Source organism: Mycobacteroides chelonae CCUG 47445 (genome assembly GCF_001632805.1).
Taxonomy (GTDB): Bacteria; Actinomycetota; Actinomycetes; order Mycobacteriales; family Mycobacteriaceae; genus Mycobacterium; species Mycobacterium chelonae.
Map to the genome: position 1 here is coordinate 1,624,967 of NZ_CP007220.1, position 14,353 is coordinate 1,639,319.

9 protein-coding genes, 1 tRNA gene and 2 pseudogenes are annotated in these 14,353 nt (G+C 60.3%); 5 read left to right on the forward strand and 7 right to left on the reverse strand.

Features of this window, described 5'->3' with window-relative positions:
- Window positions 1-14: 14 nt before the first annotated feature.
- Window positions 15-1,631, reverse strand: a complete 1,617-nt coding sequence (locus BB28_RS08060; RefSeq protein WP_046253117.1) for a peptide ABC transporter substrate-binding protein — start codon at window positions 1,629-1,631, stop codon at window positions 15-17.
- A gap of 210 nt (window positions 1,632-1,841) precedes the next feature.
- Window positions 1,842-2,087 carry a hypothetical protein gene (locus BB28_RS25005; protein WP_126315381.1) on the reverse strand — a complete coding sequence of 82 codons (246 nt, stop codon included), beginning with the start codon at window positions 2,085-2,087 and terminating at the stop codon, window positions 1,842-1,844.
- Window positions 2,088-2,530: 443 nt separating this feature from the next.
- Between BB28_RS25005 and BB28_RS08070 the strand changes: the two genes are divergently transcribed.
- Window positions 2,531-3,064, forward strand: a complete 534-nt coding sequence (locus BB28_RS08070) for an HD domain-containing protein (RefSeq protein WP_081252230.1) — start codon at window positions 2,531-2,533, stop codon at window positions 3,062-3,064.
- Window positions 3,065-3,073: 9 nt separating this feature from the next.
- Here BB28_RS08070 and BB28_RS08075 read toward each other — a convergent pair whose 3' ends face one another.
- A complete protein-coding gene (locus BB28_RS08075) occupies window positions 3,074-3,544 on the reverse strand; it encodes an NUDIX hydrolase (protein ID WP_046253120.1) in 471 nt (156 codons plus the stop codon).
- Between the two features lie 15 nt (window positions 3,545-3,559).
- Window positions 3,560-4,375, reverse strand: a pseudogene (locus BB28_RS08080) (helix-turn-helix domain-containing protein).
- A 255-nt stretch (window positions 4,376-4,630) separates the two neighbouring features.
- Here BB28_RS08080 and BB28_RS08085 point away from each other — a divergent pair.
- From BB28_RS08085 to BB28_RS08100, 4 genes are all read left to right on the forward strand, one after another.
- Window positions 4,631-4,969: an SCO3933 family regulatory protein gene (locus tag BB28_RS08085; RefSeq protein ID WP_046253121.1), complete on the forward strand. Its 339-nt coding sequence runs from the start codon at window positions 4,631-4,633 to the stop codon at window positions 4,967-4,969.
- An 89-nt stretch (window positions 4,970-5,058) separates the two neighbouring features.
- Entirely contained in the window at window positions 5,059-6,492 is a 1,434-nt protein-coding gene (locus BB28_RS08090) for an FtsK/SpoIIIE domain-containing protein (RefSeq protein WP_419894513.1), read from the forward strand.
- The gene (locus tag BB28_RS08095) at window positions 6,489-8,054 is read left to right on the forward strand and encodes a replication initiator (protein ID WP_046253122.1); all 1,566 of its coding nucleotides are present in this window, start codon (window positions 6,489-6,491) and stop codon (window positions 8,052-8,054) included. Before BB28_RS08090 ends, BB28_RS08095 begins: the two co-directional genes overlap by 4 nt.
- Entirely contained in the window at window positions 8,051-8,248 is a 198-nt protein-coding gene (locus BB28_RS08100) for a helix-turn-helix domain-containing protein (protein ID WP_046253123.1), read from the forward strand. The genes BB28_RS08095 and BB28_RS08100 overlap by 4 nt, the downstream gene beginning before the upstream one ends.
- Before the next feature lie 102 nt (window positions 8,249-8,350).
- On the opposite strand, the pseudogene BB28_RS08105 reads toward BB28_RS08100, so the two are convergent.
- From BB28_RS08105 to orn, 3 genes and pseudogenes are all read right to left on the reverse strand, one after another.
- Window positions 8,351-13,188 (reverse strand): annotated as a pseudogene (locus tag BB28_RS08105) (DEAD/DEAH box helicase).
- Window positions 13,189-13,534: 346 nt separating this feature from the next.
- A tRNA-His gene (locus BB28_RS08110) sits at window positions 13,535-13,607 on the reverse strand.
- 47 nt (window positions 13,608-13,654) lie between these two features.
- On the reverse strand, window positions 13,655-14,281 hold the full coding sequence (gene orn, locus BB28_RS08115) for an oligoribonuclease (RefSeq protein WP_030095049.1): 627 nt from the start codon (window positions 14,279-14,281) through the stop codon (window positions 13,655-13,657).
- Window positions 14,282-14,353 lie beyond the last annotated feature (72 nt).

Genomic DNA, 14,353 nt, shown 5'->3' on the forward strand with positions numbered 1-14,353 from the left:
ACTACTTTTTGGAGTCAGTCTGCGACCTGTACGTCGGCCCATTCGATGCAGTCGTTGATACCGATCTTGACGTTGCTTACTCGGTTGGAGTGCACGGCTTGATTTACTCCGTAGAACAGTGGCGCGGCGGGAAAGTCTTTGAACAATAAGTCTTCGGCCTTCTGGTATCCACGGTTTGCTTCCTCGATCGTGGGTGCACTGTTGCCCTGGCGGAGGAGTTTGTCGAATTCTGGATTGCTGTAGAAGGTGTGGTTGGAGCCGCGTGGGGGTAGTGCCACTGTCCCGTATAGCGAATCCAAGAAGTTGTAGATCGATGGGTAGTCCATCACCCAGCCGTCGCGAAAAGGGCCTGTCATCCCTTTCTGGTCCTGTAACGGGAGAATCTGCGAGAACGGCAACGTTTTGAGCCGGTATGACAATCCCAGGTTCGATTGCAGCTGGTGACCTATCGCCTGCACCCAGCCTTCGTGCCCAGCGCCCGAGTTGAACCACAGGTCGACTGGTTGGCTGCGGTCAAAGCCCGCCTCGTCGAGCAGCTTGTTGGCCTCTTCGACGTGTAGTTCGCATAGCTTCCCGCAGGCCCCCTTGCGGAAATCAAAGATCGCTGGGGATCCGTATGAGCTTGCTGGTGTTTGGGTGCCCGAAAAGATCACCGATGAGATCACTTCCCGGTCGATGGCCATCGAAATCGCCTTCCGCACACGGGGATCGGCATAACGTTGATCGTAGAGCGGGAAACCCAGGGACGTGATGTCCGACCGTTGCCGCTCCAGGTAGGCATCCCCGAATTCGGCTTTGGCGTTCTCGAACGCGTCCTCGGGAAGGTCCAGTTGGATATCGAGAGAGCCGGCCTGCATGTCCGTGTAGGCGGTGCGCAGCTCGGTGTAAACCCGAAACTCGATCCCTTTGCCCTTGGCTTTCTTTGGCCCCGGGTACTGGTCGTAGCGGCTCAGTGTGAAACCGACGCCGCGCACCCAATCGGTGTCTGCCTTGAACGGGCCGTTGCCGATGGGGTGCACGCCAAATTTCTGCGGATCTTGATAGAAGACCTTGGGCAGCGGCAGGAACGCGTTGTACCCCAACGTCATCGGAAAGATTGCGAACGGCGCGCTGAGCCGCACAGTGAAGGTCAGATCATCAACAAACTGCAGCCCGCGCATCTTTGTTTCACGAGGAGGGGCATTGGTCTGGGAGTCGCCCTGCAGGTCATCGAAACCATCGATGTTGGCAAAAAAACTCGACGATCCTTGTGCGTTCGTACTTAGGGCCGTGTAGTTCCACGCGTCCACGTAAGACTGCGCGGTCACGGGCTCTCCGTTGTGGAATGTCCAGCTGGGCTTAAGCTTTATCGTCCAGTTCACATTGTTTGTGCTGGTGATCGACTCGGCGGCACCGCTGTATTCCACGGCAGCGGTATCACTGTTGAACTCGACAAGGGCAGTGAACAACGAACGCAAAATCCGCGCGCCTTGATTCTCAGTGGTGTTTCCCGGGACCAGCGGATTCCGCGGCTCAGTGATGAAAGCGCTGAAATATCCCGCAGGCGCATGAGTCGCTAGGTCACCGCAACCCGCAGGCATGAGTGCCGCAACAGTGATAACCAGCACGGTAGCTAGCCGGACAAACTTCATCGCCCCCCCTTCGCAATGACTGACACAACGTACTTTAGAACTGCCGAGCGCCTACGTCTCGCTCAACGAGAGTTTTGCTCAATGTGACCTTTTCCTCACGGTCAAGCTAGAAAAACAATCAGATCCTTCGGTGCCACGGTGGCGAATTGAGCTGCAGAAGAGAAGAGATTTCCGGGAAGGCGTGTCATTGTGAGGATTTCCGAGGCACGCCTACGGCGCGGCGGATCGCGCGGACGCGTGGACTCCAGTGGTGCGGTCGTTGGATGGTGCCAGTGAGGGCGCGTTCGAGATTGTCCAAAAGTTCCGGGGGACCGCTTCGAATACGTGCCTGCCGTCGATGATTCGTCCATGCACGGAGTCGAAGGTGAACTCGACGAGCCGTCCCGGAAGAGACGTGGTGCAGGTGTAGCGGACGTTGCCGTGCCCGCGGTGCGGCAGTCGCCTATCCCCCAACATGAGTTGATGGTATCGGCCCTCGACTCAATTGATCCCTGCAGTCGTTGCTACACGCTGGCCGGTCTCGAGAGCCTGCTGGAGCGCATGGAAGATTTCGCGTGCGAGGTGCTGATGAAGAGCCCACCCGGAAGTGGCCGGTAAACAAAAAGGGGTCAGATCACGGCGGCGAACGCGGACCCAACCGGCGAGCCCGAAGCTCCGAGCTCGGATCATCCGGAAACGCCGGCAGTCTTTTAATAGCAGTAAACGAAATACTCACCGCAGTTAAGGGCTGTTTTCGGCGTTCTAGACAGGCGGTTGCCTGGTCGTTTTCGGGGGCGGTGGACGGGAGCGAAGCGGACGGTAGCCGCCCCCGCTGACATGCTCAGCTTGTATCGCCATGTTGGGTTAGTGCGTGAATGTCGCCGTTGGCTATGCGGCATGGGGCTCGTAGGCTGGTTGTCATGGGCGAGCTGGTCGAGCGTGCGCGACGGGTGGCCGGGGCGCGGCTTGCTGAGTTGCCGCGTCGGTGGGCGCATGTGCAGGGTGTGGCGGCGGCTGCTGCGCGGATTCGGGGGCACTTCGACGTGACTGCTGGGGACTGTCTGGTGGCTGCGGCGTGGACTCACGACATTGGTTATGGACCGTCGGTGCGTGCGACGGGTTTTCATCCGCTCGACGGTGCACGGTTTGTGCGCAGTCAGGGTTTCCCAGAGTTGGTCGTGTCCTTGGTGGCATTTCACAGCGGGGCCACCGTCGAGGCCCAGGTACGCGGTGTTCAGGGTTTGTCGGAGTTCTCCGAGCCTGACCGTGAGCTGTTGGATGCGTTGACATTCTGTGATTTGACAACTGGCCCAGATGGCACGTCGGTATCCGCTGCTGTCCGCTTAGGTGAGGTATTGCAACGGTATGGTCCGGATGATCCTGTGCACCAAGCCATTGACCTATCGCGTGATGATCTATTGGCTGCAGTGAGGCGCGTGCAGTCCTGGCAGTGAGCGGGCGCGCTATCCGAGGTACGGGGTCGGCCGATGTTCCAGGTAGTGGGTGATGCGCAGCCGCATTGACGGATGCATGTTGAGTTGTTCGATGTGGGCCGGTTCGGTCCAGGCGATGTCGGTGCTTTCGTGATCGATGGCCAGTTCCCCGCCGCGCAGGTTGGTGGCGAAGCATAGCGAGAATTGCTGGCGCACTTCACCATCGGAGAAAGCCACCACGTGGGCGGGGTTAGTGTAGATGCCTACCAGGCCGGTGATCTCGACGTTGAGGCCGGTTTCTTCTTTAACCTCGCGGATAGCGGTCTGTTCGATGCTCTCCCCGATGTCATGGCCACCTCCGGGCAGTGCCCATAGGGTGTTGTCGCGGCGTTTGATCAGCAGGATACGGCCTTGTTCATCGGTGACGATGGCCGAGGCTGATGGCACGACGCTGTTGGGTTCGGGGGCGTTCGGGTCGTTGTAGTAGTCGGTGCGCGCCATGCGGTAAAGCCCTTCCTACAGTGACGGATTCGTGGGACTTGCCAGGGGCTGAGCGTCGTCCCAGACCTGGGCGAATGCGCGCTCAAAGGTAGCCCATAGGCGGGGTTCTTGACTGCGGGAGAAGATCATCACGGGGTTGTCGCGTCCGGGTGAGCCATAGACGTGGAAGTTGATAATCATGTCGTCATCAACGCGGAAGATCGAGTTGTAGAGGGTGGTTTGATGGGTGCGTACATTAAACCCTGACGTTGCCGCGTAAGGCCTTAGCAGCTCAACGGAGTTATGCGAACGGGCTTTCACCGATTCGCCGATGCCTTCCTCTTCGCCGCGAAGGGCCATGTTGTCCCCGTGAGGATCACCTACCAGGAAACGCACATGTACGCCACGCCCAGCGGCGTCGGTGAGGGTGGTGGTGAAGCCATCGAGCGTGTCGAACAAGAACGTCGCTGCGAAAACCAGGACGTCTATCCCGTTCTGGGCGGCGGCGAAATGCTAGTGCCACACCGCCAATGGCACCTGAGTGCGGCTGGCATACATCGTAGGGCTAAAAGGCACCGGGGCGTCGGGCCGTATAGGGGCCGCTTCTGGTGCGAATTTGGCAGGCCACAAATCGTGCGGGGTGCAGTGAAGTACCTTGGCGGCCTCGCATGCGTTGTCCTCGCGCAGGCTGGCATCGGCATTGGCCAGCCAGCGCCGCACCGTCTTTAACTCGACACCGACCCGCCGAGCGAACTGGGCCTGGGTAAGCCCGTGCTCACGCAACTTAGCTTTCAGCCGCTCGTTCGGGACCATAGCGGCCGCATCGGCCTGTGTATCGCCAGCTGTGCTCATCGCGGGACTCTTTGCTCCTCTTGCCGCACCGTCACCGTTACTGGCTCTTCAGTCTGCCATGGCCAGCACCGATAGCCGCCAAGTAGGCCGATGTCCGCCCTTGTGCCCGGCAGATGTCCACCCGAATGTCTCAAATGCCCCCGGTCGTGTCCCAAATGCCCGCCAATGTCCACCCTCATGTCCCAAATGTCCAGCTTTAGTGGAGCCAGCGCCTGACCGGGCGTGAACACTACAAGCGAAAAGAGCAGTAAGGGAATGAAACTCAAGGTGGACACCGCTGCGGTGTCGTTTATGTGCACAAAGGCTCCTGAGCCGCGAACCGATTTCGGTTCCGGGCAGCCAAAGATCGACAAGGCCACGGGCGCGGTGCTGCATCAGGTGCAGATGATGGCCCTGGATGCCGATGGCGGCGATGTGCTGTCGGTGACCGTGGTGGGGGAGCCGAAAGTCACAGTCGGTCAGCCGGTCACGGTTACGAACCTGGTGGCTACCCCGTGGTCTCAGGAAGGCCGCTCGGGGGTGGCGTTCCGTGCTGATGCCATCACCGCTGCAGACAGCGCTGCCAAGGCTGGCGGCGGGCAGCCCCGCACCTAGTCGAGGGGTACGCCCCGGCCACATGCGCGCCAGATTTGCGTTGGTCGGGGCGATCCCTCCCTCAGATTTCTTGGAAGGAGTGATTGATCGTGTCGAATACGTCAAATAGCAAGAACAGCAACACAAACCAGTCATCAAATGATAAATGGGTCGGCGAGCTACTGATTGGGCTAGTGAAAGCGGCGGGATACCTGCTGTGGTGGGCCATCTTGTTCCCCGCCATCAGCATCCCTACCGTGGCCGCGCTCGTCGTGGCCGTCAAGTACGGCATGAACGCGGGATTCCTTGCCGCCATGGGCTTCACCGTCGCGTATGGCATATGGGCATTCATTGATGAGGATTCGTTCGACGCGTGGGTATTTCAGCCAGTACGGAAACGTTTCCTGATCTGGTGGCGCTACACCCGCCGTTGGACGCATGTGTGCGCCCTACACGGCTTAACGGCCAAACGCGGCGAACGGGAACTGGTGCCGGCTCTGCGCGCTGTCTCGATTGGTGAGTACACCGATGTGCTAGAGGTGTCGGTGGTGACCGGGCAGTCCGTCACGAACTGGCAGAAGCAGATTGATGCGCTCGGGGCGGCATTCAAGGCTGACCGCGTCACCGTCACGGCGACGACACCCGGCGAAATTCGAGTGACGGTCATGCGCGGCGACGTGCTCGCCGAAACCGTGCAGTTGCCGAGGCCCGTTGTCGGGGCGAGCGTGAATCTGTCGGCCATACCTGTGGGGGTCACGGAAACACGCGGGCTGTGGCGGCTGCCGATCCTGGGCCACCACATCCTGGTCGCCGGTGCGACCGGAGCGGGCAAGGGCTCGGTGTTGTGGGCGCTGATCGCCGGATTGGCACCGGATATCAAGTCGGGGCGAGTCCGGTTGTGCGTGATCGACCCCAAGGGCGGCATGGAACTGGGGGCGGGGGAGCCGATGTTCTCATTCTTCGCCCACGATGCCACCGGCCAAACCTTGGAACTGTTGCGCGCGTTGGTCGATCTGATGAATGAGCGAGCCAACCGGCTGCGCGGGCAAGCCCGCCTGTACACGCCTACTAAAGCCGACCCGCTGTTTGTGATTGTGGTGGACGAGATCGCCGCTCTGACGGCGTATGTGACCGACCGCAAGGTGCGCGCTGAGATTGAACAACTCTTGGGTCTGCTGCTCTCACAGGGTCGCGCGGTCGGCATCTCGGTAGCGGGGGCGATTCAAGACCCGTCGAAAGACAGCCTGCCGCTGCGGCAACTGTTTACCGTACGCATCGGGCTACGCCTGACCGAAGCATCCCAAACCGCCATGGTCCTAGGCCAAGGCGCACGCGACGGCGGGGCCGAATGCGACCTGATCCCCGACAGCACGCCGGGGGTGGGGTACGTGATGATCGACGGCACCGCCAAACCCACACGGGTACGGGCCTTTCATGTCACCGACGCCGATATCGCCTACATGGTGCGGATCTTCGCCACGCCTCACTCACGCAAGGGCACCGATAGCGAAGACATCAACAACGCGGCAGAGGAGCAGCAGTGACAACCCGCAGCGGTGCAGGGAACCCGGCAGTGGTCCTGCCGGGTATCCCCGCCACCATCGACCCACGGCCCATCATCGTTCAAATGCTGCGCCGCGCTAGCTCCATGGGATTCGAGGCGTGGTGGCAGCGCGCCCAATCAGTCGGATACTGTGCACACCCCATCCAGCTTGTCGGCACCGACCACTACGGGCGGGAAAAGATTGTGTGGGCGCGGTGCAATAACCGCCGCGCATCAGTGTGTCCGTCATGTTCGGATTTGTATGCCCGCGACACCTGGCACCTCGTGCACGCCGGATGCGCAGGAGGCCACCACGACATCCCGGCCACCGTGAGCAGTCACCCGCAGGTGTTCGCGACACTCACCGCGCCCAGCTTCGGCCCCGTGCATGCCAGCACGGCCAGTCTGTGTCGGGACCATCGTCGGGTCGGGGAGTTCCGGCGCTGCCCACACGGAAAACCACTGTGGTGCAGCAAGATCCACGATCACGGCGACAAGGCAGTCGGTCAGCCACTATGTGTCCACTGCTACGATTACCTCGGGCACGTGCTGTTCACCTGGCACCTGCCCGAACTATGGAGACGCCTCACCATCACCCTCCGACGCAACCTTGCCAAGTACCTGAAAAATCAAGGCATCTCGCCTAGTTCGGTGAAGGTCAGCTTCGTGAAAGTCGTGGAGATGCAGGCCCGCGCCATCCCGCATATCCACGCCCTCATCCGCCTCGATCCCACAGACCCCGAGACCGTGACGGTGGGTGACCACAAAGCCCGCGGCCACGCCGCCACTCGTGGTGGTGGGGAGCACCGTCACGACACCGGCCATCTCTGGGAGTCGCCCGTCACTGCCGCTGAACTGGCAGCACTCATCCAACAATCAGCACGCACCGCCACCCTGGACATTCCCGACCCGCGCGCCGACAACGACGCAGAGGCCCCAACGGTAAACGTACGATTCGGTACTCAGATCGACACGCAACCAATCACCTCTGAAGGTGCTGTGGATCAACATGATTCACCGGAAAACAGTATCGCCACCGGGCGGTTGTCGCCTCGTCGGGTTGCGGGATACCTCGCAAAGTACGTCACCAAATCCTTACAAGAACTCGGTATCAGCGCCCGCCGACTCTCGGGCGAAGCCATTTCGGACCTTGACGTGACTGACCACGTACGGACCATCCTGACCACTATTGAGCATCTGGCGGGCCGTGCCTGCGACCTCGGCATAGAGTCGCTGACGGGAATCGGGCGTTGGCTGCACACCCTCGGTTACCGAGGGCATATCACCACTAAATCCCGCCGCTACTCAACTACCCTCGGCGAACTCCGCGCCCGCCGCGCCACTTGGACCCGCCAACGGAATGTGTCAGTTCGCCAGGAGCTCGGGTACGTTGAAAGCGTTGATTCCCAAAATGATTGGGGCGTGTGCTGGGAGTTCGACCGCGCCGGATATACCAGCCTAGGTGACCGGGCTTTGGTCATCAGCGCGGCCTACCGCCACATCGAGGCCAGGCGCATCGCATTCACCGAGTACCGCGCCGCCCTACGGGAGGCTCAGTCGTGAAGCGCTCCGCCCCGTCGCCCCGGCTGCGATTGATCTCGATCGCCGAGGCTGCTGACCGGCTCGACGTATGCCCCCGCACCATCCGCCGCTACATTGCGGCTGGTCGCCTAACTGCATACCGTATCGGCCCACGCCTCATAAAGATCGACCCAAACGAACTGGAGCACCTGCTGGTGAACGTCACCGCCCGCTGATGTTCCGTCAGAACAGACAACTCTTGCGTTGCTCGTGTGACGAGGAGCCCACAGACGAGCCAGGCCGCGCAGCGCTGTAGGTAGGCAGGGTGTTAATCCCCACTACGGCAACGAATCCACGATCTGCATAGTCTCCACGGCGACCGTCGTCACCTTCTTGATGAGGTCCACGATGTAAGTTGGGTCATCGTGTTCGTCGCACCAGTCGTTCGGGTCATTGACGATGCCCGAATCCTTGTCGGTCTTGACCTGGTAGCGGTCGATGATCCAGCCCAACGCCGACCGTGATCCGAGCACGTAGCGCTCGGCGTCATCGGGGATGCCGGAAACGATGACCTGCGGGCTGTAGACGATGGTCGAATGGTCCGTCTTGGACTTCCATTTCATCTTCTGAACTCGCCACGTTTCACGGTCCTGCGGGTCCGCGCCGTTCTTGAGCTGCACGTCAAGCGCGTACGGCTCAGCATCCTCGTAGTCCGCGTGCAGGATCATGAGTTGTCTTCCGGCAAGCCTGAACTGCTCGAACTCATCCAGAGAATTAGGTGTCGGGATTCGTGGAAGCATCTTCTTCAGGTCGGCGACGTACTTGGTGCGGTAGCTCGGGGAATGCAGCAGACCATAGACGAACTCAAAGATGTTATCCTTGGTGATCTTCTCCTCGGCCAGCGTGTTTCGGTACAAGCTGAGGATGTTGTCGGTGATGTTGTCGATGCGGCGGTAGCCCCACTCATCGACCTCCGCGTTGCTGATCAAGATGTCGAGGGTGCCTTCCTCGGCTTCGAACTTCTCGTAGGTGTAACGAGGGAAGTACTGCCCTGTGTCCAAGGTGTGGAGGTTCGGAAGCAGCCGCGTGATGAATGGTGTGAACTCGAAATGTGAAGCGGGCGCTGTCAATACGATTCCAGTGTTCCTGTGGTGGGGCGTCGGAAACATGGTCGGGAGTTGATAGCGCCGCTCATTCAGCACCTTGTCGAAGTAGACGTGTTGCTTCTCAAATGGTCGATAGGTGCCGGTCCTGACGGCTTCAGCGCTGTACTCAACAGCTCGCAAAGAGGCTAACTCGGACCGTAGGGTGCCGCTCCAGCTAATCTTGCTGGGGTCCGAACTGCCGAATCCTGCCGCTGCTTTCTTTCGATCCGATAGACTCGCCGCTTCGTGCTTGCTGGTGAACTCCTTCACGTGCTGGTTGTAGAACGTGATCATTCGCTTTAGTTGGTTGTGTAGCGACTGAATTGAGTAGTTGTAAACCCATAGGTCGCGGTTGGTCTTCAAGCCGCCGGAGTGCACTTGGAACACACGGAGCGTCTTGGTGTCTTTGTCTCCAATCGCTGGATACGACCCATAGTTGTCGTCGCGATGGTTGATCCAGTCGCCGTGCTTGTTGGGGGTAATCGACTCCCACTCAACGGCTTCGATGTCGTCGGAATCAAGGATGCGCAGCTTGTCGTCGCGGGTCAGGTAGTCCCCGATGTCGCGGTAGTGAATGGCACGCGGTGTGGTTGAGGCTGGGTCTTTCACCCCGATGAAGATGGCGATCGTATTCTGCGATCCCGATCCAAATATCTTCCCTCCCTCCGCTTTCCAGTTGGAATCCTTCTGGTTGCCACGGAGGTTGTAAACGTAGATGTCTGAGTAGTCCGCTGCGAGGGTGAGGCGCATACCGTCCTGCGTGTTTCCGTCGATCCACCCGCCGTTGGAGACAAAGGCTACGACGCCGGTATCTCCAATACGGCTGGACGCCCACCGGAAGGCGCGGATGTAGGAGTCGTAGAGGCTGTTCTTGTTGGTCGCCGTTGACCTTTTGGCGTACGTGTTCTCGATGTGCTTATCGAGGGTGGGGTACTTGATGTTCGCGTTGTTGTCATTGGCACTGTCCTGACCCACTGAGTAGGGCGGGTTGGCAACGATGACATTGATTTTCGTGGCGAGCTGTTTGGTGATGCGTTCATTGTTCTGCGGGAACATCTCAGCGTCGAAGGTGTCGTCGGACTCGCTGATTTGGAATGTGTCCGCGAGAACGATGCCGGGGAAAGGTTCGTATTCGTCAGCCTCGGTCTTGCCTGCCAGGGCGTGGTAGGTGGATTCGATGTTGACCGCTGCGACGTAGTAGGCGAGCAGCATGATTTCGTTGGCGTGCAGCTCGCCTGCGTATTTGCGTGCCAAGTCTTTCGGGGTGATGAGCCCTGTTTGCATGAGTCGTGCGACGAAGGTGCCGGTGCCCACGAACGGGTCGAGGATGTGCACGTTCTCATCGGTCAACCCCTTGCCGAAATGCTGGCGGGACACAGTGTCAGCGGCGTATAGAATCCAGTCCACGACCTGCACGGGGGTGTAGACGATGCCCAGTGCCTCAGCCTGTTTGGCGAACCCGATCTTGAAGAAGCGCTCGTAGAGTTCGGCAATCACCTGTTGCTTGCCTTCGGCGCTGTTGACTTCCGAGGCCCGGACACGAACGGAATCGTAGAACTTCTCCAGGTCGTTAGTCTCGGATTCCAGACCACTGCCGCCGAGGGTGTCCACCATGCGTTGCATGACCTTGGACACGGGGTTGTGGGAGGCGAAGTCGTGCCCCTCGAACAGCGCATCGAAGACTGGTTTGGTGATCAGGTGCTGGGACAGCATGCTGATCGCGTCAGCTTCGCTAATGGAGTCGTTGAGGTTGTCGCGCAACCCTTTCAGGAACCGGTCGAACTCCTTGGCGGTCTTCTTGTTGCCCTTGTCCAGGACGGCTGTGATGCGGGCGATGAGCGCAGTGGAGATACCGGCAACGTCATGTGCCCAGTCTTCCCAGTAGGCGCGTTTGCCCACCTTGTCCACGATGCGGGCAAAGATCGCTTCGCGCCATTGCGACAACGAGAACAGAGCCATCTGGGAGGTGAAGCCGGAAGAGTCGTCGCCTGAATCGGTACCGGTGTCGGAGGATTCGCCTCTGGGTTTCAGTGATTCGTCGGTGTTTGGGTCGGCGGCACCGATATGACCGCCGAGCAGGGCGCTGCTGCCTTTACCGCTCTTGACGGTGTTCTTGCCCGTGTTCAGGGCAATGGAGTTCACATGGGCGTCGAAGCGTTCGTCGTGGGCGCGCAGCGCGTTGAGGACGTCCCACACCACCTTGAATCGGCGGTTGTCCGACAGTGCTTGCGAGGGGCTCATGTCGGCGGGGACGGCGACAGGCAGGATGATGTAGCCGTAGTTCTTGCCTTCGGCTTTGCGCATCACGCGACCGACTGACTGCACCACATCGACAATCGAGTTGCGGGGATGCAGGAACAGCACCGCGTCCAGGGCAGGGACATCCACGCCTTCGGATAGGCAGCGGGCGTTCGTGAGGATGCGACATTCATTCTCTGCCAGAGGGGCTTTCAGCCAGGACAGCCGTGCGTTGCGTTGCAGGGCGTTGAACGTGCCGTCCACGTGCTGCACAGAGCAATAGAGGTCCGGGTTGTTGGTGGTCGCGCTGTCGTCATCGCTGTCATCGTCCAGAGTGTCGCGGTAGGCGTCAACGACGCGGGGGAACATTTCGGCTACCTGTTTCGACGCGGCGATGTCCTTGGCGAACGCGACTGCGCGACGCATCGGATTCTCGCCGGGGGCAAATCCTGTGCCATCCACGGTCGCGCCCGCTCGTTTGGCGAGTCCGTTCCAGCAGCCCACGATGCGGGTCGCGTCATCGAGATTCAATTCGTTGTCGGGACCGGCGAGCTGATTTTGCATCGGACCTGCGACCAGGTTCTGATCCACGGTCAGCACGAGCACCTTGTAGTCGGTGAGCAAGCCTTTCTCGACGGCTTCGCCGAACGGTAGGTGATGGAACTCGGGTCCATAGACCTCCTCGTTGTCCATCGACGTAATCTCGGCGGAGTGTTCTTCTGCCTTGCCTTTGACCTTCTGGTCATAGATGCGCGGCGTGGCGGTCATGTACAGTCGCCGCTCGGCTTTGATGAAGTCCTTGTCGTGGATGCGGACGAAGTTTGACTCGTCCTCGCCGTACAACGTCACTCCGGTGGTGCGGTGCGCCTCGTCGCAGAGCACCAGGTCGAAGCTGGGTGCTCCGAGCCCTTGTGCTCCCGACACTGCGGGGAGGGACTGGTATGTGGTGAACACCACCGTCATCCCTTCGGACTTCCCGTGCGAGACGAGAGCGGCAGCGAGTTGGTCAGCCTTGGTAGTCACCGGGATAGCTACGTCGTGAACCTTGGAGTCTTCGGCGGCGCGGGAGACCTTGGTGTCCGAGCACACCGCGAACGCCCGCAGCGGCATGGTGGTCTGTGCGGTCCATTCCCGAAGTGTTTGGGAAAGCAGAGAGATGGACGGGACACAGAACAAGATGAAGGCTTGTCCGTTGTTCTCTTTGGCGGTGCGTTCGGCGATCCTCAGCGAGGTGAAAGTCTTACCGGTGCCGCATGCCATGATGAGCTTGCCGCGCGCGTTGCCGACCCCGAAGCCTGCGAACACCTTCTCAACGGCGATCTGCTGATGTGGTCGCCCGCCCACTCGACCTCCCAGTCAATCGGAGAGCCCGCAATCTCAGCCAGCGACAGCCGCGACACGGGCTTGGACTGGTCTTCGAGAGTGTCTTCGGCGTTCTTGCCCCACTTGTCCGTGGTCGAGACGATGATTCCCTTGGCGAACGGGGCCTTGCCGAGCGCGGTGAAGAACGAGTCGATATCCCCCTTGGACAAGGTGTGCTCGGGCTCGTAGAACTTGCACTGAATCGCGGTCAGTTCACCCGTGTCGCGGGACCGCGCCACCAGGTCGATGCCGGTGTCGGGTTTGCCCTTGCGGTCGGGGTAGTCGATCCACCGCCACACCGCGTCGTACTCCTGAGCTTGCGTGGGGTCCAGCTCGAAGTATCGGACCATCAGCTTCTCGAACTTGGTGCCCCGTTCAGAGTTCGACGGAGCCTGCCGGAACGCCTCGATGACCTCGTGAATCGTTCCCATTCCCCGCCTCTTCGTCGAACCTGATGATCGACGGCAGAGTATCGCGGTCGTACGGCATGAGCCTCGATATGCAGAATGGCGGTGCGTCGTGGCCGGTCACTACGCGCTGTGCCTGAACTGGCCTTAGTGTTGCGACCGCCGAGTGCACCAGTAGTTCATGAGGCCCTTTCTCGGAAACAAATCGGCTCTAGCTGCATCGGTGCGGATATGCAGTTCGGGGGGATTGAATCTGATCGCAGGCTGAGTCAGTCAGAACTCTGATGCACATCCACAAGGTTGCGCTAAGGATGCAAGGGTTGCTCCGAATGCAAAAGGTGGGAGGCCAAAAATGACCTCCCACCTGCGGGGTGGCTGACGGGACTCGAACCCGCGACAGCCAGGATCACAACCTGGTGCTCTACCAACTGAACTACAGCCACCATTGCCGCGCGAAGCGGCGTGAAAGATCTTAACCGGTGATGGCGCCTTAGGCCGAATCGGTATCCGCAGCGTTGTCCAGGTTCGCCACGATCGCGACAAGGTCACTGGTAGAGGGCCCGGGGTCGGGCACGAAGGCGGCGCGCCGGTAGTAGCGCAGCTCGCGGATCGACTCCTTGATGTCGGCCAGCGCCCGGTGGGCCAGGCCCTTGTCGGGCTGGCCGAAGTAGATCCGCGGGTACCAGCGGCGGCAGAGCTCCTTGATGGAGCTGACGTCGATCATCCGGTAGTGCAGGAACTCGTCGAGCGCGGGCATATCCCGTGCGATGAATCCGCGGTCAGTGGCAATGGAGTTCCCGGCCAGGGGAGCGACCTTGGCCGAGGGCACGTGCTGGCGGATGTAGTCGAGCACCTGCGCCTCGGCCTCTTCCAAGGTGACCGTCGACTTGCGGACCTCATTGGTGAGCCCGGACTTGGCATGCATGTCCTTGACCACCGGGGGCATCGCGGCCAGCGCCGCATCGTCGGCGTGAATGACGAGGTCAACACCCTCGCCGAGGATGTTGAGGTCGCCGTCGGTGACCAGGGCGGCGATCTCGATCAGTTTGTCTGAGCCGAGGTCGAGCCCGGTCATCTCGCAGTCGATCCAGACCAGTTCATCGCGTGGGGCACTCACAGTCTGACCACATTAGCGGTACGTGCGATCCGTGAGTGTGACGTCAGCACGGAATTTCGCGAGCAATCCCGT

Coding starts and splice junctions, on each gene's coding strand:
- BB28_RS08060 (WP_046253117.1), bottom strand. CDS start 1,631: ATGAAGTTTGTCCGGCTAGCTACCGTGCTGGTTATCACTGTTGCGGCA.
- BB28_RS25005 (WP_126315381.1), bottom strand. CDS start 2,087: ATGTTGGGGGATAGGCGACTGCCGCACCGCGGGCACGGCAACGTCCGC.
- BB28_RS08070 (WP_081252230.1), top strand. CDS start 2,531: ATGGGCGAGCTGGTCGAGCGTGCGCGACGGGTGGCCGGGGCGCGGCTT.
- BB28_RS08075 (WP_046253120.1), bottom strand. CDS start 3,544: ATGGCGCGCACCGACTACTACAACGACCCGAACGCCCCCGAACCCAAC.
- BB28_RS08085 (WP_046253121.1), top strand. CDS start 4,631: ATGAAACTCAAGGTGGACACCGCTGCGGTGTCGTTTATGTGCACAAAG.